General features: G+C 38.9%; 20 protein-coding genes. 10 read left to right on the top strand and 10 right to left on the bottom strand.

Annotated elements, in window-relative coordinates:
* Positions 1 to 16: 16 nt before the first annotated feature.
* Both ABDV71_RS14760 and ABDV71_RS14755 read right to left on the bottom strand, forming a co-directional pair.
* The gene (locus ABDV71_RS14760) at positions 17 to 1168 is read right to left on the bottom strand and encodes a galactokinase (protein WP_343533869.1); all 1152 of its coding nucleotides are present in this window, start codon (positions 1166 to 1168) and stop codon (positions 17 to 19) included.
* The gene (locus ABDV71_RS14755; protein WP_343533867.1) at positions 1149 to 2225 is read right to left on the bottom strand and encodes a UDP-glucose--hexose-1-phosphate uridylyltransferase; all 1077 of its coding nucleotides are present in this window, start codon (positions 2223 to 2225) and stop codon (positions 1149 to 1151) included. The genes ABDV71_RS14760 and ABDV71_RS14755 overlap by 20 nt, the downstream gene beginning before the upstream one ends.
* Before the next feature lie 142 nt (positions 2226 to 2367).
* Between ABDV71_RS14755 and ABDV71_RS14750 the strand changes: the two genes are divergently transcribed.
* Positions 2368 to 3063, top strand: a complete 696-nt coding sequence (locus tag ABDV71_RS14750) for an NUDIX domain-containing protein (RefSeq protein ID WP_343533865.1) — start codon at positions 2368 to 2370, stop codon at positions 3061 to 3063.
* Positions 3064 to 3065: 2 nt separating this feature from the next.
* Here the strand turns inward: ABDV71_RS14750 and ABDV71_RS14745 are convergent, their stop codons facing one another.
* From ABDV71_RS14745 to ABDV71_RS14735, 3 genes are all read right to left on the bottom strand, one after another.
* Complete coding sequence (locus ABDV71_RS14745; RefSeq protein ID WP_343533863.1) at positions 3066 to 3275, bottom strand: hypothetical protein; 210 nt, start codon at positions 3273 to 3275, stop codon at positions 3066 to 3068.
* Between the two features lie 17 nt (positions 3276 to 3292).
* Positions 3293 to 3943 carry an FAD-binding oxidoreductase gene (locus tag ABDV71_RS14740; protein WP_343533861.1) on the bottom strand — a complete coding sequence of 217 codons (651 nt, stop codon included), beginning with the start codon at positions 3941 to 3943 and terminating at the stop codon, positions 3293 to 3295.
* 138 nt (positions 3944 to 4081) lie between these two features.
* On the bottom strand, positions 4082 to 4939 hold the full coding sequence (locus ABDV71_RS14735; RefSeq protein ID WP_343533859.1) for a helix-turn-helix domain-containing protein: 858 nt from the start codon (positions 4937 to 4939) through the stop codon (positions 4082 to 4084).
* Between the two features lie 167 nt (positions 4940 to 5106).
* Between ABDV71_RS14735 and ABDV71_RS14730 the strand changes: the two genes are divergently transcribed.
* The 3 genes from ABDV71_RS14730 to ABDV71_RS14720 are packed head-to-tail and all read left to right on the top strand — an operon-like array spanning position 5107 to position 9848.
* A complete protein-coding gene (locus tag ABDV71_RS14730; RefSeq protein WP_343533857.1) occupies positions 5107 to 6501 on the top strand; it encodes an AcvB/VirJ family lysyl-phosphatidylglycerol hydrolase in 1395 nt (464 codons plus the stop codon).
* Positions 6502 to 6542: 41 nt separating this feature from the next.
* Positions 6543 to 9122 (top strand): phosphatidylglycerol lysyltransferase domain-containing protein, encoded by a 2580-nt coding sequence (locus tag ABDV71_RS14725; RefSeq protein WP_343533855.1) that lies wholly within the window; start codon positions 6543 to 6545, stop codon positions 9120 to 9122.
* A 39-nt stretch (positions 9123 to 9161) separates the two neighbouring features.
* Complete coding sequence (locus tag ABDV71_RS14720) at positions 9162 to 9848, top strand: VIT family protein (RefSeq protein ID WP_343533853.1); 687 nt, start codon at positions 9162 to 9164, stop codon at positions 9846 to 9848.
* A gap of 32 nt (positions 9849 to 9880) precedes the next feature.
* Here the strand turns inward: ABDV71_RS14720 and mgtA are convergent, their stop codons facing one another.
* The 5 genes from mgtA to ABDV71_RS14695 form a co-directional block, all read right to left on the bottom strand.
* Positions 9881 to 12430, bottom strand: coding sequence for a magnesium-translocating P-type ATPase (gene mgtA / locus ABDV71_RS14715; protein ID WP_343533851.1), 2550 nt, complete (start codon positions 12428 to 12430; stop codon positions 9881 to 9883).
* Between the two features lie 153 nt (positions 12431 to 12583).
* Positions 12584 to 13213, bottom strand: a complete 630-nt coding sequence (locus tag ABDV71_RS14710; protein WP_343533849.1) for a YceI family protein — start codon at positions 13211 to 13213, stop codon at positions 12584 to 12586.
* Complete coding sequence (locus ABDV71_RS14705; protein ID WP_343533847.1) at positions 13206 to 13829, bottom strand: intradiol ring-cleavage dioxygenase; 624 nt, start codon at positions 13827 to 13829, stop codon at positions 13206 to 13208. Before ABDV71_RS14705 ends, ABDV71_RS14710 begins: the two co-directional genes overlap by 8 nt.
* 82 nt (positions 13830 to 13911) lie before the next feature.
* On the bottom strand, positions 13912 to 14739 hold the full coding sequence (locus ABDV71_RS14700) for a LytTR family DNA-binding domain-containing protein (RefSeq protein ID WP_343533845.1): 828 nt from the start codon (positions 14737 to 14739) through the stop codon (positions 13912 to 13914).
* Positions 14740 to 14744: 5 nt separating this feature from the next.
* A complete protein-coding gene (locus ABDV71_RS14695; protein WP_343533843.1) occupies positions 14745 to 16196 on the bottom strand; it encodes a serine hydrolase in 1452 nt (483 codons plus the stop codon).
* Between the two features lie 181 nt (positions 16197 to 16377).
* Here ABDV71_RS14695 and ABDV71_RS14690 point away from each other — a divergent pair, with 181 nt between their 5' ends.
* From ABDV71_RS14690 to ABDV71_RS14665, 6 genes are all read left to right on the top strand, one after another.
* Positions 16378 to 16956, top strand: coding sequence for a Crp/Fnr family transcriptional regulator (locus ABDV71_RS14690; RefSeq protein WP_343533841.1), 579 nt, complete (start codon positions 16378 to 16380; stop codon positions 16954 to 16956).
* Positions 16957 to 17016: 60 nt separating this feature from the next.
* Complete coding sequence (locus tag ABDV71_RS14685) at positions 17017 to 17871, top strand: acyl-CoA thioester hydrolase/BAAT C-terminal domain-containing protein (RefSeq protein ID WP_343533839.1); 855 nt, start codon at positions 17017 to 17019, stop codon at positions 17869 to 17871.
* Between the two features lie 40 nt (positions 17872 to 17911).
* Complete coding sequence (locus ABDV71_RS14680) at positions 17912 to 18367, top strand: zinc ribbon domain-containing protein (protein WP_343533837.1); 456 nt, start codon at positions 17912 to 17914, stop codon at positions 18365 to 18367.
* Between the two features lie 5 nt (positions 18368 to 18372).
* Complete coding sequence (locus tag ABDV71_RS14675; RefSeq protein ID WP_343533836.1) at positions 18373 to 18807, top strand: DUF1801 domain-containing protein; 435 nt, start codon at positions 18373 to 18375, stop codon at positions 18805 to 18807.
* Between the two features lie 338 nt (positions 18808 to 19145).
* Positions 19146 to 20153, top strand: a complete 1008-nt coding sequence (locus tag ABDV71_RS14670; RefSeq protein ID WP_343533834.1) for a hypothetical protein — start codon at positions 19146 to 19148, stop codon at positions 20151 to 20153.
* Positions 20154 to 20167: 14 nt separating this feature from the next.
* Positions 20168 to 21265 (top strand): hypothetical protein, encoded by a 1098-nt coding sequence (locus ABDV71_RS14665; RefSeq protein WP_343533832.1) that lies wholly within the window; start codon positions 20168 to 20170, stop codon positions 21263 to 21265.

The following is a 21265-nucleotide window of genomic DNA, read 5'->3' as shown; positions in this document are numbered from 1 at the left end:
AAAATGGAGTAGGTCATTAGTCCACTATTTCCGAACCATTTCCCGTTTCTACCACGTAAGTACTCAGGTTTAAACCAAACTCTTCGTGGTAAAGTTGAGTAAGTTTAGCAGTCAATTCATCAATGGCTTCATCCTTTACGATGTTGATGGTACAACCACCAAATCCACCACCCATCATCCTAGCGCCTAACACTTCCTCTACCTCTTTCACCTGCTCTACCAGAAAATCTAATTCCTTACAGCTTACCTCGTAAGCTTTGCTCAAGCCCTCGTGGGTTTCAAGCATCAATTTGCCCAACTCAGCTAATCTGCCATCTTTTAATGCTACGGCAGCTTTTTTTACACGGGCTATTTCCGCCACTACATAGTTGCATTTGGTGTAAACCTCTGCATCTTTAGGCAATACATATTCCGATAGCATTTCTGGACTCACATCCCTTAAATACTCCACTTCGGGATGATGTGCTTTAACCCAGGCCACGCCCTGTTCACATTGTGCTCTTCTTTTATTATAAGCCGATTCGCTTAAGGAATGCTTCACATTGGTGTTAAACAATACCAATTTGTAGCCTTCTAGCTTTAATGGGATATATTCATGCTTTAACGATTCGCAATCCAACATCATGGCATAATCTTTTTGACCAAATACCGAAGCAAATTGGTCCATGATACCACAGTTTACACCTGCAAACTCATGTTCTGCTTTTTGAGCAATGAGTGCCAAATCCATTTTTGGAATAGCAAGACCATGGAGTTCGCTTAAGGCATAAGCCGTGGCACACTCAATAGCTGCTGATGACGATAATCCAGCACCTAGAGGCACATCGCCATAAATGTAAAGGTTGAAACCCGAAAGCGTATGACCTAGTTTCAATAAACCATGAACCACACCAAGGATGTAATTTGCCCAAGATTTTTCACTTTTGCTTACCGCATTAATGTTTCCAACATATTTTTCTTGGTAGCTTTCCGCATACAATTGGATCTGCTCGTCATCTCGTTTTGAGATGGCTACATATACCGCTTTGTTAATGGCGGCAGGCATCACCAATCCACCATTGTAGTCGGTATGTTCGCCAATGATATTGATACGGCCAGGTGATTTAACGAGCATAGGCTCCGCATCGAAAATTTTTCTAAAGGCTTCTTTAAGAGATAGGGGATTCATGTGCTAGTGTTTTACTTTTATAATGTTCGGTAGAAAGTTCTTTTAGTCTAGTAGCAGCGTATTCAGGCGTAATGTCGCGTTGTGGATTGGCCAACATTTCATAGCCTACCATAAATTTCTTTACCGTTGCCGAGCGCAATAATGGCGGATAAAAATGCATGTGCCAATGCCATTCTGGATGGTCGCCATGATTTACTGGCGCTTGGTGCATGCCTGCTGAGTAAGGGAATGAAGTTTCGAAAAGGTTGTCGTACTTGGTGGTCACTACTTTCAGTGCTTCCGCAAGTAAAAGTTTTTCCCGCTCCTCAAAAGCCAATAAGTTTTGTACGTGCCTTTTGCTGATGATCATGGTTTCATAAGGCCATACCGCCCAAAAAGGAACTACTACCACAAAGGCATCATTCTCAAAAATAATACGTTCTTGCTTTTCTAGCTCAAGGTTCAAGTAATCTTTCAAAAGGCTGGTTTTATGTTTGTCAAGATAAGCCTTTTGTCTTTCACTTTCCTTAATGATTTCTACAGGCAACTCGCTTTGCGCCCATATTTGCCCATGTGGGTGGGGGTTGCTACAGCCCATGATTTCGCCCTTGTTTTCAAAAATCTGTATATATTTGATCCATGGCTGATCTGCCAAGCTTTTAAATTCGCTCTGCCAAAGGTCTACCACTTTACTGATTTCGGTTACGTTTAACTCTGGTAAAGTAAGGTGATGTTTTGGACTAAAGCTGATCACCTTGCAAATACCACGCTCCGTTTGGGCAATTAACAAGTCCTCTTGGTTATAACTTTCATCGGGCGTATCTTCCAATAATGCCGAAAAATCATTTTTAAAAACAAAGCTTTCCTGATAATCTGGATTGGTCTCGCCATCAGCTCTGGTATTGGTAGGGCATAGGTAACATTTGGGGTCATAAGCTGGTCTGTTGTCCTGCGGTAAATCCTCAATTTTTCCCTGCCATGGTCTTTTGGTCCGGTGGGGTGAAACTAGTACCCATTCGCCAGTAAGTAAGTTTAATCTCCGATGTGGATTTGAGTCTAGATGATGCGATCCGTGCATGTAAATTAATATTTGATTTGTAATTAGTTGGCTCTAACTTACAGATAAATTTATTAATAGTCAATATGACAATTAATAAATTGCGCAGGTTTGTTAATTTTGGGAGAATAATTTTAACAGCAATCATTAAATAAGCTTACAAATGATCGAATATTCAAGTCAAACGCATTACCTGGTTGCTGTAGATTGTATTGTGTTTGGTTTTGATGGCGAGCGTTTGAAATTACTATTGGTAAAAAGGGGGCTTGAACCCGAAATTAACAAGTGGAGTTTAATTGGTGGATTTGTGAGTGCAAATGAAAGCACCGACGAAGCTGCTGCCAGGGTGTTGAAAAAGAATACAGGGCTGGATGGCATTTATTTGGAGCAATTTCAGGTATATGGTAAACCAAATCGTGATCCTATTGAAAGAGTGCTTTCCGTGGCTTATTTTGCCCTGATCGATATTCATAAGTACAGTGCTCAAATTAATGCCGATTACCATGCCGAATGGTTTCCCATCAACCAGCGGCCCGAACTTATATTTGATCATGATACGATGGTGGCGGATGCGTGGAAAAAGCTTCGTTACAAAGCCGCTTTGCATCCTATTTTGTTTGAATTGCTTCCCAAAAAGTTTACGCTTCCTCAGCTACAAGTACTTTTTGAGGAAGTGAACGATATGAAGATTGATGCTGGAAACTTTAATCGAAAAATAAAATCTACAGGACTGCTTATCAAGTTAGAAGAAAAAGATAAGTCGAGTTCCAAAAAGGGAGCTTTTTACTTTAAACTTAATCCTAAGAGATACCAATCAGATTTCCATTTGGTGCTGAATGTGTTCCGTAGTACTAAATAACCTCAATTTAGTTCTTCGCACTCAAATCCCTTTTGGTGGAGTATCGCTACTATTCTTTCTGGGTGTTCCAAAGGTGTGTCGGCACGGAGGATACGATCGCAATCTTCGAGGTCGAAATTCCAATCTAATTCAGCTAAGGCTGTATCCAAATATGGTTTTAGTAACAGCACATCTGTTTCAGTTTGTACGGTAGTTTTAAATACGTATATCATTTGGTGGTGGGTTAGGTTTATAGTCCTTTTTTGCCTTCAAGCCAATAGCCTTGTGAAAAGATTTTGGCCTTCGATTGGTTTTTGACGGTCTTTTTAAATGCTTGTACCGATTTTGCATTTCCGGTGAGCACAAAAGTGGTATCGTTACTAGTGGAACTTTGAAAAATGGGTAATTTGCTGATCCAACTTTCGTTAAGGAAGGAACCATTTTTGGCAAACACCGTACAATTTGGAATGCCTAGTAATTTGGGAACATGGTGGTTTGCTTGCTCTAGTTCAAAATAGAAATGAAATTGGTGGTCGTTGTTAATGAGTACAGGTAGTAAAGAGCATGCTAATGCTAAGGAAGTTTCATCGCCAAAAATAAGATAGCTTTTGAGTGATTTTTCGTAGCACTTGTGTGATCTGGGAGCGCTTACCACTATTTTATCACCTACTTTTAAGTCTTCCATAAACTGCCTACCCTGGCCTTGGCCATGCAGATGTACAATAAATTCCATTATTTCCTTTTTAGGGTCTAGGTAGGAGACTGTATATCTTCTGGCTTCCGTATCCGAAACCCTAAAATCAAGGTATGAGCCTACTTGGAATTGTAAAGAATCAAAAGTTCCTTTAAACCGTATTTTCTTAATCGTTGGAGACAGATACTCACTCGCTGAAACTTCCATTAACGGTATTTTTGGAAGCAATAAACGTTCGACAACGTCGAATAACCATTTTGGTGCACTTGGCATAAGCTATGTTTTTTTTACAAAACAAGCTTAAATGGGTGGGCTAGGAAAGGATAATGCAAGGTGATAATTGGATTAATCGAGGTTTTTGCTTCTGAAGCTCAAAGCCGACATCCCCACCACTTTGGTGAAAAGACGAGAGAAATAAGGGTAATCGTCGTAGCCAAGTTCGGCCGAAATTTCCTTCACAGATCTATTCGAATGATACAGTAGACGTTTGGCCTCTAAAATAATGCGTTGTTGGATATGATAAGAGACGGGATAACCCGTTGCTTTTTTAAGGCATTCGTTAAGGTAAACTGGCGAGATGTTTAATTTTTCGGCATAGGCGGCTGGACTTTTAGATTGGATAAAATCTTGTTCTAAAAGTGTCCTAAATATACTGGTGATAACTTCGGACCTGTTTAATTTGGTTTTGGGTTTTGCTTGCCCCAAATATTGTGCAGTGATCAGTCCCACTAAAGCATTGCAACTATCCCTTAAAATAGATTTGAAAAGTTGTTCAGGCTTACCGTCCCAAAATTTGAGGCATAGGGTAACGGTTTCCTTAAAAAGGATGAGGTCTTGTGGTGCTAATTTTAGCGGTGTAACGGGTGCTATTTCTTGCAAAATGTTTAGCCATTCCACATGGAGGCTTTCATTGCTAATGATCAATACATTCACATTGAGATCCTGTGCCGCCAACATGCGATGGACCTGATTGGGATGGATATAGGCAATAGCAGGACCCGTAATGCAATATTTTTGAAAATCAATTTCAATAGAGGTCGTTCCTTCTTCCTGGATGAAAAAACAATGGTAATCATCCCGATGGGCATGCATAGCAGGTTCGTAAGAAGCCAGTTCCTCCACAGATACCTTGGCAATGTACATTCCTCTTTCGAATTCATCGGACATGGTTTTTAAAGGAATGGAGGGTTTGCTTTTGGACATCGGTTTCAATTGAAAAAGTAAATATAGTGAGCACTGGATACTTTAGGAACAGCTATTTGAGGAATAAAGCAAAATAAATGGTTGATGGTTTTTAAGTTTAAGGCAATCAATAAGCTCCGTGCATTTGTTTTTAAATTTCTTATATTTAATCAGCTCGATTTCAATATATGAACAAATCTATTTTCGCTAAAACATTTACTGTAATCATTTTGATGTTAATGCTCTTCAATATCAGGTTGAGCGCACAGGAAACCTTTACTTATGGAGGCTTTGGGAAGCTCACCATGTACCAACCTAAATCTCCACCCAGTTCATTGGTTTTATTTGTTTCTGGCGATGGAGGATGGCAGTTTGGGGTAATCAATATGGCCAAGTTTTTAGCACAGCAGGGCGCTTTGGTTGCTGGGGTAGATGCTAAGCATTTTGCTGCTTATATGGCCAGACAGAAGAAGGATTGCTATTATCCGGCGGCAGATTTTGAACAGCTTAGCATGGCCTTGCAAAAGAAATATAAGTTTGCCAGCTATCAAAAGCCCATATTGGTTGGTTATTCTTACGGTGCTACCTTAATTTATGGTTTAATTGCCCAAGCACCTGCAGGTACATTTAAAGGTGGGATAGCTTTGGGATTTTGTCCTGATATTGATCTTCGTAAACCTTTGTGTAAAGGAAGCGGATTGCCTTCGCATATACTTAAGCCTGGAAAAAGCTATTATTTGGATAAAGTAGAAAAATTGGCCGCACCTTTTATCGCACTTAATGGTGTAAAAGATCAAACTTGTCCTTTTAATGCTACTGCAACTTTTTTAAAGGGAATGGAAAATGCTGAATTGGTCACTTTGCCCAAAGTTGGGCATGGTTTTTCTATCGCCGACAATTGGCTGCCTCAGTTTAAAACAGCTTATTTAAAAATATTGGGTCCTAGCCAAAAAAATCCTTCCTTTTCAGCGCTAAAAACAGAAATGCCTATACAGTTGGTAGAACCAAAAACATATACCAATGAATTGATGTTCATGATTTCTGGTGATGGTGGTTGGACAAGTTTTGACCAAGATTTGGCCAATACCTTTGCAGCAAAAGGACTAAAAGTGATTGGGCTAGATGCTCAAAAATATTTTTGGAACGCTAAAACACCCGAGCAAACGGCTACTGAGATAGCCAAAATTTTAGCCTATTACCAAGAAAAAGAGCCAAGCATCAAATTCTCTATTATGGGTTATTCCTTTGGTGCCTGTGTAGCACCATTTATAGTGAATAGACTACCAGAACAAATAAAAAAAGCTACAAAAACGGTGGCTTTATTGTCGCCAGATGATCGGGCAGATTTTGAAATTCATGTGGCCGATATGCTTAGTTTAAGTAGTGATAATGAACCTTATGATGTTGTCGCTGAGTTGCGTAAAACGAGTGTTAAAAAACTCTGTATTTTCGGTAGTGATGAGGATAAGGAGACGATGGCCAAATTCAGGAACTCGGGAGCAGCGTTGGAAACGCTTCCTGGAGGGCATCATTTTGATAATGACTACAATGCTATCGTAGAAAAAGTCGTTAAAATGAGGTAGAGAATAAAGATACCCTTAACCATATCAACAAATACCAGATCATGAAACTCTCACTTAGGGCCAATAACTATTACTTTAAGGAAATTCTAGCTTTTCTATTTCTTTTATTGGCAGCGTATTTTTTTAGAAAACAAAGGACCGAAATTGTACAAGCTGGCCAAATATTACAACATGCCTTGCCCACTTACGTGCTGCTTGGGGTAGTAGTTACAGGAGTGTATATCACTTTACATGGTTTAATGTATGTTTATTCTTTCAAGGCAGTGCAGGCTAATATTTCTGTTTTGGATGGTGTAAAGCTATTCTTAAAAAGAAACTTGGTTAGTGTTTTTTTACCAGGAGGAGGCATTACATCATTGGCGTTTTTTACGGCCGACATTGAAAAAAAAGGAATCAGCAAAAGCCGTATAGGGTTTGCCTCCTATATTTTCGGGATTATTGGCATAGCATCTTTAGCTATTATTGCTTTACCAGTGCTACTTTACCTTGCTGCAGTAAAAAGTACTTCCAATAGTACTTGGGCCGCTTTTTTAGGACTGATTGTACTCATGTTGCTATTAATACTGGCTACCAGGTCTTTTTTGAAAAAGGGATGGGTATTTGATCAGCTTTATAAGTTAAGTCCACAATTTGAAGGTATTGTAGAAGAAATTAGTTTAGGTGCTTTTTCTCTTAAAAAAATTATAGCAACGCTAATCTGTTCGTTATGTGTTGAGCTATGTGGGATTTTGCATCTTTATATTGCTATGAAAGCATTGGGCATTTCGGCAGGTTTAGAAAGTTGTATTGCGGGTTATGTAATTGCTACTTTATTTTTTGCCATTTCGCCTTTTTTGAGAGGTTTGGGGGCGGTAGAAGTTTCACTGGTATTTGTGCTAAGATCTTATGGCATTAGCAATATCGATTCTATTTCCATTACTGTTTTGTATAGGGTATTTGAATTTTGGTTAACGTTGCTTGCTGGTCTTGCGGCATTTAGTTTTTCAAGAGGAAATATCCTATTGCGTATTTTACCAGCCACTTTGCTGGCCTTGTTAGGTTTGGTAAATATTGTCTCGGTATTAACGCCGCCACTTGCCAATAGACTTCATTTCCTTCAGGGCTTTTTACCTATGAACGCTATTCATTTGTCTAACCTTGCCACTTTGATTGCGGGCATCATGTTGCTGTGTTGTGCTGCTTTCCTCATTCGTGGTTTGCGTAATGCTTGGTTGCTGGCCTTGGTGCTGTGTGTAATTTCATTAATTGGAAACCTTTCGAAAGCGATTGACTATGAAGAAGCTTCTGTGGCGCTTTTGGCCATCATTGTACTGGTGGCTACAAAACGTAACTATCGGTTGAAAAGTGATCCTAAAGTGCGTGATTTTGGTATTCAAAACTCTTTAATTATACTTTTAAGTGTCATTGTATATGGTGTAATAGGTTTTTACTTTTTAGATGCCAAGGAGTTTGGCGTTGATTTTTCTTTTGTCGAGGCGGTTAAAAGTACTTTAAATAGCTTTTTGTTACTGTCGCCAAATCCTGCGCCTTTAACGAGGTTTGCCGCTGGATTTGTGCATTCTATTAATTTGCTGGGACTTATCTCGATTGGTTTATTGCTTTATGCTTTTATCAAACCTTTTATCTTTAAAACAGCTACCATAGAGGAAGAACAAGAAAAGGCCACCGCTTTATTGGAACGTTTCGGAAGGTCGGCAGATGATTATTTTAAATCTTATGGAGATAAGTCCTTCTTTTTTGGAACTTCTACAGAAGGTTTTATTGCTTATAAAATAGCTACGGGCTTTGCGGTGGCATTAGGCGGTCCTGTATGCGAGAATAATCCCGAGAATATCCAAAACATCTTAAGGGAATTTGAAAAGTTTTGTTTAGATAATGGCTTAAAAACCGCTTATTATAAAATTGATCAATTAAGCTTGCCATTTTTTTATCAATTGGGCAAAAAATCATTGCCAATAGGACAAGAGGCTATTGTAGATCTCAATTCTTTTACGTTGGAAGGGAAAGACAGGAAATCGCTGAGGAATGCCATCAATGCATTGGAACGTAAAGGATTTAAACCTGTTTTGTACCAGCCACCTATTAAAGATGGTTTGTTGCAAAAGTTAAAATTGGTTTCCGACAATTGGTTACATTCGCTTGATCGAAAAGAAATTGTCTTTTCATCGGGTATGTTTAACTGGGACGAACTCAAAGAACAGCCAATCATTACTATTGAAAATGAAGATGAAAAAGTGGTCGCTTTTTTGAATATTATACCCGATTATGTGGAAGGAGAGGGAACTTATGACCTCATCAGAAAAACAGAGGATGCGCCATCAGGGGTAATGGATGCACTTATTGTAAAGTTGATAGCATATTTAAAAGAAAACGGTTCGCAAGCGCTTAATATGGGAGTAGCATCCATGTCGGGCATAAATAAGCCTAAGGATGTTCCCGAGTGGGTGATCAAGTTTGCCTACGAACGTTTGAGTCAATTTAAGCATTATCATGGTTTATATGAATTTAAGGCTAAATATGCTGACCAATGGATGGATAAATATCTGGTTTATGAAAATCATTACGATTTGCTGTCGTTGCCATTGGTGTTAAGCAGGGTGATGAAAAATCATGAAACATAGGATGGTACTAATGAAAAGGTCATTTAACAAAACTAAGCGATGATTGAAAAACATTACATTAACAGGGTGGGTTGGCTAAGGGCTGGGGTGCTTGGAGCCAATGATGGAATACTTTCAACCACTAGTCTGGTGATTGGTATTGCTGCTGCAACAGATGTAAGAAGTACGGTGGTGCTGGCTGCAATATCTGGCCTTATCGCGGGGGCGATGTCGATGGCCGCCGGAGAATATATTTCGGTGAGTTCTCAACTCGATACAGAAAAGGCCGACATCCATAGGGAAGAACAAGAACTGGCTGAAATGCCAGCGCAGGAGCTGGAAGAATTAGTAGAAATTTATAAGGAACGAGGCCTTTCTGAGGAGCTTGCTCGAGAAGTAGCTCAACAGCTGATGGCTAAAGCACCCTTGGAAACGCATTTACGAGATGAATTGGGAATTACCCAGTTATCAGGTGCAAAGCCGTTGCAGGCTTCTTTGGCATCTTTTGCATCATTTATTGCTGGTGCCGCTTTACCTTTGTTGGTAGCCATTTTTTTGCCTATGCGTAATATGGTTTATGGACAATATGTATTTTCCATTTTATTTTTGATGGTATTGGGCGCCATTGCCGCCAAAACTGGTGGAGCTCCTGTGGGGAAAAGCGTTTTACGGATTGCTTTTTGGGGTACTGTAGCCATGGTAACCACTGCGCTGATCGGTTACTTTTTTGGTACTAAAATTTCGTAATCTTTATCGGTAAGTTCTGCACAGTTTGTGATTTAATTTCCATCAGCTAATTTTTTGTAAAACCATATTTTAACATAATCAGCAGTAATAATGTAGGCAATTACAATGGCTGTCATGTAACCATAAAACTGTAGCGGTAGCTGCACAAAACCAAATAGATTACCTAAAGGCGTATATGGAATTGCCAGTACCAATATAACCACCAAAAGGTTGGCAATCCATAGTGGACGGCTAGGCAAGCTCTTGAAAAAACGATTTCTGGTTCTTACCACCAAAACGATGAGAGAAGCGGAAATAACAGACTCAAGAAACCATCCTGTTTGAAATTGCCGTTCGTTTGCTTTAAGTATCAGAAGCAACACGCCAAAGGTGCAATAATCAAAAATAGAGCTTAATAGACCAAAGACCAGCATGAATTTTTTGATAAACCCGATGTCCATCCGATGAGGTTTGTTGATATAATCTTCGTCTACATTATCTGTGGCAATGGTGGTTTCAGGAACGTCGGTAAGAAGGTTGGTGAGTAAAATTTGCTTAGGTAAAAGTGGTAGGAAAGACAAGATTAATGAAGCCCCAGCCATACTGAACATGTTGCCGAAATTAGCACTGGTAGCCATAAAAACATATTTCATAGTGTTGGCAAAGGTTCTTCTTCCTTCTCTAATACCGTTTGCCAATACTTCCAGGTCTTGGTTCATCAATACCAAATCAGCGGCTTCTTTAGCCACGTCCACTGCGGTATCTACCGAAATTCCTACGTCTGCGGCATGTAAAGCAGCTGCATCATTGATGCCATCGCCCATGAAGCCCACCACATGCCCAGCCTTTTTCAGTGCAAGAATGATCTGTTCTTTTTGGTTGGGCTCTACTTCTGCAAAGATATCAGTTACGGTTGCCTTGGCCATCAGCGCATCATTACTCATGGACATTAGTTCACTTCCTTTTACCACTACGGCATTAGCTAAGCCTATGGTTTTGGCTAAGGTTTCAGCAATTAATGCATTGTCGCCGGTAATGATTTTTAGTTTTACCCCTAATCCATTAAGGTCATTGATGGCTTTAATAGCACTTTCTTTCGGAGGATCAAAAAAGGTAAGAAAGCCTAAAAATACCATTTCCTTTTCGTCTTCTTTTTTGAAAGTCTGTTGGTTAGGTTGTTTCCAACAAATTCCTAATGTGCGATAGCCTTCTTTGCTGAAATTGGCATAACGTTCCTGTAATTGCTTACGATCATCTTCCGACATCAGGGTAGGGGCTGCTGTTCCTTTTTGGATATAGCTACAAATTTCTAAAACTTGTTGAAATGCACCTTTCGTAATTACTGTTGGTTGTCCATCTAATGACAATACTACACTTAGTCGTTTGCGAAGAAAATCATAAGGAACTTCGTCCAGTAACGGTGGTTTAGTTTGTTCATTTTGAGAATAAGCAGTGATGAGCGCCTCGTCAATAGGGTTTTTAAATCCTTGTTGCATGGCCGCATTTAACCATGAATAATGCATTACTTTTTCATTTTCTTTTCCTTCAAAATCCGTAGCTTGGTATAACTTCACCTGTCCTTGGGTAATGGTTCCTGTTTTATCGGAACAGAGGACATTCATACTGCCGAAGTTTTCAATGGCCGCTAATCTTTTTACGATAACCTGTTGCGCGGCCATTTTTTTAGCACCTACAGATAGGTTCACAGTAATGATTACGGGGAGTAATTGTGGTGTGAGGCCTACTGCCAATGCCAACGAAAAAAGAAATGCATCGAGTATGGGTTTGTGTAAAAGCACATTGAGGGCAAATATGATGATGATAAGCACCATGGTGATTTGCATGAGCATGAAGCCAAACTTTTTAATGCCTTTTTCAAATTCGGTTTCAGGTGCTCTAAGTCTTAATCTATTGGATATTTTACCAAACTCGGTATTCATTCCTGTAGAGATGGCTAATATTTTTGCTTTACCGCTGATTACGTGAGAGCCCATAAAGAGCATATTTGTTCGTTTGGCGATAGGGGTGTCTATTGCTAAAGAACCTACTTGTTTTTCTACGGGATAACTTTCACCGGTAAAAGCTGCTTCATCTACAAAAAGATCTTGAGAGGAAATGATGATACTGTCGGCGGGGATGATGTCACCAGCAGAAAGTAAGATGACATCGCCGGGGACAATGCTTTCTGTAGCCACCGATTTGGCTGCATTTTCTCGGATTACCTGTACGGTAATTTGTACCATTTGTAGTAGCTTGGCCACTGCATTTGAAGCACCATATTCTTGCCAAAACCCAAGACCACTACTTACCACTACAATGACGAGAATGATGATGGCATCGGTTTTATCCTGAAGAATAAAGGAAAGAATGGCTGCGGCAATAAGAATCAGGGTGATAGGACTTTTGAATTGTCCTAGAAACAATAAATAAGCGCTGGAAACATTTTTTCCTTTTATACTATTGGGACCATATTTCTTTTGGCGTTTGTTGACTTCTTCATTGGATAAGCCATTTTCACTTGAGCCAAGAGCCGTGATAACATCTTCAGGCCGCTCCGTCCAATAATGGAGAGCTATATTGTTGTTGGTACGCGATTCCTTCATTAGATGATCCTTATATAAAACACTAAATGATTTGTACTTAGCTAAATATAAGGATTTAGTTACGGAATTATCTTACCTGGTTTTGAGGTTAAAAAGAGCTCCTTAGTTATGATATCTTCTATTTACCCCATGATGGAAATATTACTACATCTTTTAAAAGGTAACTTCAATCGCCAATTCAATGTCATTATCTACTAATGTTTTGTCTGCCCAACTTCCAGTATAGGCTACTTTCCAGTCCAATCTATTAAAGGTAAATTTGGCAATAAAGCGGCTGCCTTTTTGCTGTGCGAAAAAAGTAATGTTTTTGGTCACGTTCCTGATGGTCAAATCTCCACGGATTTTTAGGCTATCGTTAGAAAGTTTTTGAACGCTGGTAAACTTTAAATTCGATACTGGATATGTTTTCGTGTAAAAAAAATCTTTGCTTTTCAAATGAGCGATTAGATTCCTGCGAGCCTCTTTTTCGTGAGCGGGAATATCTGTCACATCTATGGTTTTCATATCAACAATAAAGCTTCCTCCCACAATTTTTTGTTTTGAAAATAGACAATAGCCTTTACTAAATGAAATTTTTCCAGCGCGTTTCTTAAGGCCCCTCATTTCGGTGGCTGTCCAGTTGATGCTGGATTTTAGACGATTAATGGGAACTGTATCAGCGGTGATTATTGTAGATGTATCACCTAAGATATTGATAGTTACGGGAGGCGCATCAGAATGGTGCTTGCTTATACAGGAAAGGACCAAAAGCAAAGGGAAAATCAAAAGAAGTAATCTATTCATAGTTCGGAATGTTTTGCCCTAAAATGATGTTTCGTTCGATAGTAAGCATTCCCTTTTGAAGAGTGGGTTTTACAATGCCGGATCCGCCACGGTTTTCCCTTGTCTTCCTAATTTTTGGAGTTAATAAAGAATCATCCTCAAAAAGATATTCGTCAAGGTAATATTCTTTTATATTAGGTTCTTTAATGGTGATATGGATATGTTCGGGTTCGCTGCGGTCCGGATAGGAGGCGGGACGAAAAGTATAAAAGGTATATTTGCCATCCGCTCCCGTTTTAACCCAACCTCTAATGAAACCATGTCTTTTAGCCCAGCCCTTTTCATCACCTTTTTGTTCATAGATGCCTTCTCGGTTGGTATGGTAAATGTAGATGATTACACCTTTAGCTGGCGTTTTGCCATCGGCCTTGAAAACGGTTCCGGTAATTTTCAATTTGGGAGCTTTACGTTCAAATTCAGGTAAAGTGTCTACTGGAGTTAGCTTTTTATTCCCGTACTCGTAAATGGCTTCGCATCCCTCGCAAGCCCCGCCAATTATCTTATTACGTTGTGCATTGCAAGCAGTTGTAACGAAAGTAAAAAAGAAAAAAAATAAGATTTTAGTTTTAAGGTTCATGGTTGTTATGTTTTCTGTTGATGAAAACGAAACTATGAACTAAGGATTTGTAATGGAATTAAAATAGGTTAACCCGATGAGTTTATATGTTATCCTGATGGTTTTTCAGGTTGAATCTCTTTTTAAATCCTTCTACATAGGTTCGGCTTAACCTAATGTCCTTGCCATTTTTTAATTGCAAATCGTAGTCTCCGTTAAGTCGGGATTTAACTGCTGTAACCATGTTAAGGTTTACAATTGTGGTCTTATGTACTTGAATAAATACCTCAGCGTCTATTTTTTGGTAGAAAGACTTTAGCGTATCGGTATGTAAGTATTCCTTATCTCCGGCATGAATGGTAATATAAGGCGTAGCAGAAGTAATTTTTGTGATTTCATTAACGAAAACCAAGGTTTTGTTCCTGCCATGTTGCACCATTAGCTTTTCTAAGCTTTGTTTTTCATTTTGCTTGATTGGGTTTTGGCTAGCGAACAGATGAAAATGTACAAAGGCAAAACAGGTGTAAACCACCATTATTTTATAAAAATCTTGCGCAAGGGTGTAGGAAAATATCTTATACAAATCATACCTGCCCTCAAAAAATAGCACAGAAAAAAACAAGGTGATTACAGAAACTAAAATGAGATGAGCCATGCTTGCCGCCAGTACAAAAGAAATGATTTGGGGTGCACCTTTTAATTTTGTTCGCTGAAATGTTCGATGCAGCAGCGCTAGCATAGGAATAAAAAGGAGCCAAATCACTTTGAAGAGTAAAGATTCTTCGATATAGAAGGAGGAGCTATTCCTGATAGATTCAAGGAAATCTTGTCCAATGGTAAGCGAGGTTATGGCAATAAATGCTATGGAGAGAAAAGCTAGCAATTTGCAGACAGGTAAATTGGCCTGCGGTTCTTTCTGTAGTACCATCATGATTTTTAATTTTCTTTCAGTTTATCGATGACGAAATTCCAATGTGGATTGGAGGGCTCTAGTTTTGCTGCTTTCTCAAAAAACTCGAGGGCTTTTTTTCGGTCTTTTTGGTAACGTTTATAAATTTCACCAAGACTTTCGTAAACCAAGGTACTGTTTGGATATTCAGATTGGTTCAATTCAAAAATCTCGATGGCATCGTCAATTCGTTTATTTTTTCTGAGTTCGTGCCCCAAATTGTTTAACTGATTTTCGTCAAAAAAATATTGGGGGTGCTTTAAAGTTTTAAGTGCTCTATAAAGCGTAATAGTCGCATCTATACCGCTATTTTTTATAGTTTCTCTAAGTGTGTCTAATAAATTCCAGCGGTAAATGTAGGTGCTAATAGGAGAGTTAGGCTTCATTACATGTTTGCCGATATCCGTTACGCCATTATTGGAATTAGAGAGTACTACTACCGCAAATTTGTACTGCGGGTCTATACCAATGAAGGTACGAAAACCTGGTGTACCACCATCTTTATAAATAATGTTTCGTCCATCTTTTTCCCATAAAGTCCAACTCATCGTAGCATACTCGGTACTGTTTCGTTCTTTCTGAATTTGTTTGGTATGTGTAAGCTGCATGGCTGCTGATAGCTTACTTTGGATGAACCCCAAGTTTGCAGCGGCAAAGGAGAGCATATCGTTCGCATTGGAGCGGAAAGCACCACCACCCTCTATGGCCGACAGGTTTAGTGGGGCTACTTGTTTACCATCTTCAGCATAGCCAGTTGCCGTGTTTTTTAGTAACAAAGGAGTTAAGGAAATGACGGTGCTGCGCATGCTCAAGGGTTTACAAATTTGTGCTTTAATAAGCTCCTCGTAGTTTTTTGCTTTTGAAACAGTTGTTAAAATGTGGCCCAATAATCCATAGGCAGTGTTTGAATATCTCCATTGTGAACCTATTTCCATATCGGGTTGGTAAGTAGAAACGTATTCAAATAAACGTTTGGTACTATAATCGCCATAAGGATCATCCAAGTTTTTGGGATCTACATTAGAAGGAAAGCGGGGAAAAGTAGAAGTATGGATGGATAGGTCCAGTAAGGAAATTTCCTTGCCATTAGTGTTTGGGGTTTTTACCGATTTTGGTAGAAATTTGGAAATAGGGTCTTGAAGAGAGAGTTGGCGCTTTAAACTCATGTCTGCCAAAACAAGGGAGGTGAAAACCTTAGTGATTGATCCGATTTCGTACATCGTGTTACTGTCTGGTCGTCTAGGGTTATCATCACTAATTACTCCTTCGCTAAAGAATCTTCTGCCATTGGAATCGATAATGCCTATAATGATGCTCTTGCTTCTTTTACTGTCAACGGCCGTTTTAATAATGTCATTAATTTCTTTTGAAGGGAGTTGAGCCATGGCTGTATTAGCAACCATCCATAAAAAAGCAAGCAAGTGTAGGTATTTTCTCATCGTATCTTGTATGTGTGTGGTGTTGGCTATGATGTTTCTAAGATACCAATATTTATGCTAATATAGGCGTGTAGAACGGGTTCCCAACTTTTAGGAAAGTCGTCTGTTTATATCAATTAAATTTTAATGCTTTTCTGTGATTGTTATATTTGTTTAAGCACCACCATCTTCAATTAACCAAATGAGTATCGAATCCAAGGCCATCTTATTCCAGCATTTCGAAAAATATATCAAATTGAGCGATATCTTAAAGGCCGCTTTGGATGAGCGTGTTACCTTTGTTTCGTTTAAAAAAGGTGAGTTGGTACACGATGCGGAAAAGGTGTGTACGAAATCTTATTTTATACAAAAAGGCTTGTTTAGAACGTATTTCATTAAAGATGGCAAAGAAATTAGTGAATACTTTCCAGCAGAAAATGAATGGAGCAATTCGCCCAAGAGTTTTATGACCAGGCAAAAGGACGTTTATTATATTGATGCCATTGAGCCTACCGAAGCTTTTTGTCTACAGGTTAATGATTTGGTCTATCTGTTTGAAAATTTCCCAGAAATGGAACGCTATGCTCGACTGTCGATGGGGACTGTTTTTGGTCACTTGATGGAGCGCATCACTTCGCTAAGATTTACCAGCGCAAAGGAAAAATATGCACATTTTCTGAAAACCTATCATGATATCTACCACCGCATTCCCTTAGGGATGGTCGCCTCTTATTTGGGTATCACCCAAGAAACCTTAAGCAGAATTAGAGGCGAAAAATAACTTTTTGATTTACATCAAAAGCATTTACGCAAACAATCTCCATTTTTGGTTAAAAAAAAGATGGACTTGAAAAAAGCAAAACAACTTAGCCTAGTACTATTTTTCTTTCTACTACCTACGGTGGTATTTTCGCAAGATACCTTGAAGGTGAAAAACGTAGAAGCAGTTTTATACACCAACAATCAAGCTAAACAACCTTTAGTAGTGGGTTTGGGAGGCTCAGAAGGTGGTAACGCTTGGACTAGTGATTACTGGAAGAAAACTAGAGAACAATTTTTAGCTAAAGGCTATGCCTTTTTGGCCATTGGTTATTTTGGATGTAAAGGAACACCAAAAATATTAGATCAAATAGCCATTGATGAAGTTTATCAGGCCATTGCCACAGCTAAAAAATATCAAAAAGTGGATAGCAATAAAATCGCGGTTCTAGGCGGTTCCCGCGGCGCTGATTTAGCTTTATTGCTAGGAAGCTATTATCCTGATATCGATCTGGTAATAGGAATGTCGGCAAGCCATGCTGTTTTTCCTGGGCATACGCAACATTTTACCAGCTCTTGCTGGACTTTTAAAGGAAAAGAGCTGCCCTTTATTCCCGTAAACGATCAAGCAGTACCCTTTTTAATGAAAAGAGATTTACGTGGTACTTTTACAGCAATGATGCAGGATAGCCTGGCCGAACAAAAAGCATTGATCAAGGTAGAGCGTATCAATGGTCCAGTACTATTGCTCTCTGCTGATAAAGATGAGATGATTCCCGCGGTACAAATGGGAGAAAAGATGATTTCGAGGCTAAAAGACAGTGGATTTAAATACCCTTTTGAACAGGTGGTTTATCAAGGTTCACACACTGAACCCACTAAACACTTTGATAAGGTCTTTGCTTTTTTAGAAAGTAATTTCCTGAAAAGGAGATAGCAAATTGCTAATTTTAGTCTTAGTATTTAAATAACAGAAGATGCAAGAAAGGTTTAATGACCAGAACAAACGAATTACTGAGTTTCAGACCGAAGTTTTGGTGGTGTGCCCTTCATGCGGTCAAAAAGCAATGGCCTCGGTAGACTATGGAAAAGAGAGGGCTCGTTTGCTTTGTACTCAATGTAGTTACAACAAAGAAAATACTACTGAAAGCACTGTTTTGGGAATAAAAGGCCATTGGCAAATGGCTGCCCATCAATATTTCAATGCAAAACTCTGGTTGCAGCAGCCTTTTAAAAATGAAGTGTTTTGGGCTTATAATGAGCAGCATTTAGCTTATTTGGAAAGCTATATTGGGGCAACGTTGCGTGAGCATAAAGACAGGTCACATTTTACATTGTTAGAAAAACTGCCCAAATTTTACCATGAAGCCAAAAACAGAGCGGCACTTTTAAAACTGATTGATAAACTTAAGCAGTTATCTGCAAAATCCTAATTGTGATGACACCAAGACCTATCCATCCAGATTTTGAACGTTTGCTGAGTTTTAAGGAGAAGGAACTTATCGGTCTTTTTTATGATTTAAGAGCATTCATTTTAGAGCTTTATCCCCAAAGTAATGAACTGTTATATCATACGCATGCATTAACGGCGGTCTTCTCCATTTCTGATAAGCTTTCAGATGCTTTTTGCATGCTTCCCATTTATACCAATCATGTAAACCTCGGTTTTAATAAGGGCACTTTGCTAAATGACCCTCACCAATTGCTTACGGGAACGGGAAATTTAATTAGGCATATTGATGTGCAGAACCCCAAAGATTACCGTAACCCTAAAGTGCAGAATTTGATACAGGAAGCCATTAACTTTGCCATTAAGGATATGGATAAGCCTACAAGAATTATTGGACAAACTATTTCGAAGATTAAAATCTAAATAGAATACGAAAAAGCTACATTTTTTTGCTGATTTATTCATCAAATACTCGATATGTAATAGGTTAACTGTTTTTATTACAATATGCGGAAGTGCTTAAGCAGTTAGTCTTTGGGTAATTGATTGAAACTTACAAAGCCTTTTAAGAGTGAATCTTCTATCCTGATAGATTATTGTTGAAATGAAGATTTTACTGAAAAAAAAAACAGACATAGCGCAAAAAAAAATGTAGACTCGTATATCTCTTATGGTTAGTATATTCTAACTTATTTATATTTGAACAGCTCAACCATCAAATTAAAATATTCTATTCGCTCAAATCAATAAAACCATAAACTATGAAATCAAATTTCAAAAAGGCACTCTTACTGGCCATGTTATGTAGTGGCCAAGCCATGGCCCAACAAACCATCAATCAGGTACTTACTCTTAATTCCAACGGAGTTAACTCCACTGAAATTTTAATGAAGAAGCAGGATAATGCAAGTTATTACAGCTTATTTTCAAATGACTTAAGTTTTGGTTTATATAATTCGAGTACTGGCAAATACTTATTATATACGGATGCCAATGACCGCGTGGGGATTGGCACGCATACTCCTTTAGCCAAACTTCATGTGAATGGAGTACTGAGGGCCATGCATTCTATTTCAGGAGATAATAGCGCTTATTTTGGAAACGAATCATCTAGTGGCTATGGGCTATTTTCAACAGGAGGCGGTGGTGCTTCTAATTTATATCCCTTTAGATTTGAAAAATATACTGGAGCTGTAGTGATGATGGCTGATGGTGATGGCAATGTAGGAATTGGTATTGACAATCCTCTTCACATCCTACACTTAAAGAAGCCTCAACCTACGTTAAATTTTGAGAAAACAGGTATTTTAAATTGGACGGTAGGCAATATAGCCGGTAACGATTTTTATATCCGTGTTGATAACGCTCCTTCGTCGCCGTTTGTGATGGAATCCAACACAGGCAACGTAGGCATAGGTACCGCAACGCCTAAAGAAAAACTTTCCGTAAACGGCAAAATCAGGGCCAAGGAAATTAAAGTTGAAGCAACCAATTGGCCTGACTATGTGTTCAAACCAGAATATCAACTTAATACCTTACCAGAATTGGAAGCTTATATCAAAGCTAATGGACATTTGCCAGAGGTGCCTGCAGCGGCTGAGGTAGAAAAAGAAGGCGTAGCCTTAGGCGAAATGAACAAAATCTTATTGAAGAAGATAGAAGAGCTGACTTTGCATCTGATAGAGAAGGATAAAAAATTAGAGGAAACGAATAGAAAATTAGATAAAGTGATGCAAATGGTAGAAACATTAACTCAAAAAAATAAATAACCACTATGAAAAAAATGCTGTTACTAGTTGTAGGCTTAGGCCTATCATCACAAGTGCTATCGCAAAACCTGTTAGACCTACAACATTGGAAGGTAGGAACGGGAAGTGCGGGTGTTTTCACCATGAATGGAAGTCCTCAAGAGAACCTTAGGGAATGGGGAACAGGGCCACATGGCGACCGTGTGGTATTATGGAAGGCTATGCCCGATGGCGCAAATAATGCTGACGGTGGATGGAATTCAGGTGATGTGAATATCGACCACGAAAAAATGTACCGCTTTACGGTATGGATAAAAAAAAACAATTCTACTAATGGCGTATCTTATTTTGGTTGTCAGGATATATTGAATTTGGATAATTCAACCAAAGTAAATCCATATTTTTGGCATGGTGGCTTGCCCGAACTAGACAAATGGTATCTGTTAGTGGGATATATTCATGCAAGTAACGATACTTCAATGGAACATTATGGCGGTATCTATGATGGCGCTACCGGACAGAAGGTAGTAAGCATAACCGACTATAAATTTCCTATTGGAGCTACAACAGCAGTGCATCGCAGCTATCTATATTATGACCCCAATGTAAATGACCGCCAATACTTTTATGCGCCAAGAGTAGAGGTGGTCAATGGTGATGAACCCAGCCTAGGGACTTTATTGGGCATAAATACAGCTTCAAACAACCTCCACTACTTCTCAGGAAACGTCGGGATCAAAACACCAACTCCTCGAGATTATGAGCTAGCAGTAAACGGCAAGATCAGGGCTAAGGAAATTAAAGTTGAATCAACCAATTGGCCTGACTATGTGTTTAAGCCTGATTATGAGAAGATGAGCTTGCAAGAGATTGAAGCCTATATCAAAAACAACGGTCATTTGCCGGGCGTGCCTGCTGCGGCCGAAGTGGAAAAAGAAGGCGTAGCCTTAGGAGAGATGAACAAAATCTTATTGAGAAAGATAGAAGAACTAACACTGCATTTGATTCAGAAAGATAAAGAGTTACAACAGTTGAAAATAGAAACCCTATCAAAAGATAAAACTGTTAACGAACTAATTTTAACACAAGAAAAGCAAATACAATTGCTAAAAAAACATCTAAAAATTAAATAG

It is taken from the genome of Pedobacter sp. (genome assembly GCF_039594775.1).
In the GTDB taxonomy this organism is placed as follows: Bacteria; Bacteroidota; Bacteroidia; order Sphingobacteriales; family Sphingobacteriaceae; genus Pedobacter.
This window is presented reverse-complemented; position numbering and strand designations above follow the sequence as displayed.

Bases quoted from the DNA above. Each gene is read 5' to 3' on its own strand.
- ABDV71_RS14760 (WP_343533869.1), bottom strand. From the start codon at position 1,168: ATGAATCCCCTATCTCTTAAAGAAGCCTTTAGAAAAATTTTCGATGCG.
- ABDV71_RS14755 (WP_343533867.1), bottom strand. From the start codon at position 2,225: ATGCACGGATCGCATCATCTAGACTCAAATCCACATCGGAGATTAAAC.
- ABDV71_RS14750 (WP_343533865.1), top strand. From the start codon at position 2,368: ATGATCGAATATTCAAGTCAAACGCATTACCTGGTTGCTGTAGATTGT.
- ABDV71_RS14745 (WP_343533863.1), bottom strand. From the start codon at position 3,275: ATGATATACGTATTTAAAACTACCGTACAAACTGAAACAGATGTGCTG.
- ABDV71_RS14740 (WP_343533861.1), bottom strand. From the start codon at position 3,943: ATGGAAGTTTCAGCGAGTGAGTATCTGTCTCCAACGATTAAGAAAATA.
- ABDV71_RS14735 (WP_343533859.1), bottom strand. From the start codon at position 4,939: ATGTCCAAAAGCAAACCCTCCATTCCTTTAAAAACCATGTCCGATGAA.
- ABDV71_RS14730 (WP_343533857.1), top strand. From the start codon at position 5,107: ATGAACAAATCTATTTTCGCTAAAACATTTACTGTAATCATTTTGATG.
- ABDV71_RS14725 (WP_343533855.1), top strand. From the start codon at position 6,543: ATGAAACTCTCACTTAGGGCCAATAACTATTACTTTAAGGAAATTCTA.
- ABDV71_RS14720 (WP_343533853.1), top strand. From the start codon at position 9,162: ATGATTGAAAAACATTACATTAACAGGGTGGGTTGGCTAAGGGCTGGG.
- mgtA (WP_343533851.1), bottom strand. From the start codon at position 12,430: ATGAAGGAATCGCGTACCAACAACAATATAGCTCTCCATTATTGGACG.
- ABDV71_RS14710 (WP_343533849.1), bottom strand. From the start codon at position 13,213: ATGAATAGATTACTTCTTTTGATTTTCCCTTTGCTTTTGGTCCTTTCC.
- ABDV71_RS14705 (WP_343533847.1), bottom strand. From the start codon at position 13,829: ATGAACCTTAAAACTAAAATCTTATTTTTTTTCTTTTTTACTTTCGTT.
- ABDV71_RS14700 (WP_343533845.1), bottom strand. From the start codon at position 14,739: ATGATGGTACTACAGAAAGAACCGCAGGCCAATTTACCTGTCTGCAAA.
- ABDV71_RS14695 (WP_343533843.1), bottom strand. From the start codon at position 16,196: ATGAGAAAATACCTACACTTGCTTGCTTTTTTATGGATGGTTGCTAAT.
- ABDV71_RS14690 (WP_343533841.1), top strand. From the start codon at position 16,378: ATGAGTATCGAATCCAAGGCCATCTTATTCCAGCATTTCGAAAAATAT.
- ABDV71_RS14685 (WP_343533839.1), top strand. From the start codon at position 17,017: ATGGACTTGAAAAAAGCAAAACAACTTAGCCTAGTACTATTTTTCTTT.
- ABDV71_RS14680 (WP_343533837.1), top strand. From the start codon at position 17,912: ATGCAAGAAAGGTTTAATGACCAGAACAAACGAATTACTGAGTTTCAG.
- ABDV71_RS14675 (WP_343533836.1), top strand. From the start codon at position 18,373: ATGACACCAAGACCTATCCATCCAGATTTTGAACGTTTGCTGAGTTTT.
- ABDV71_RS14670 (WP_343533834.1), top strand. From the start codon at position 19,146: ATGAAATCAAATTTCAAAAAGGCACTCTTACTGGCCATGTTATGTAGT.
- ABDV71_RS14665 (WP_343533832.1), top strand. From the start codon at position 20,168: ATGCTGTTACTAGTTGTAGGCTTAGGCCTATCATCACAAGTGCTATCG.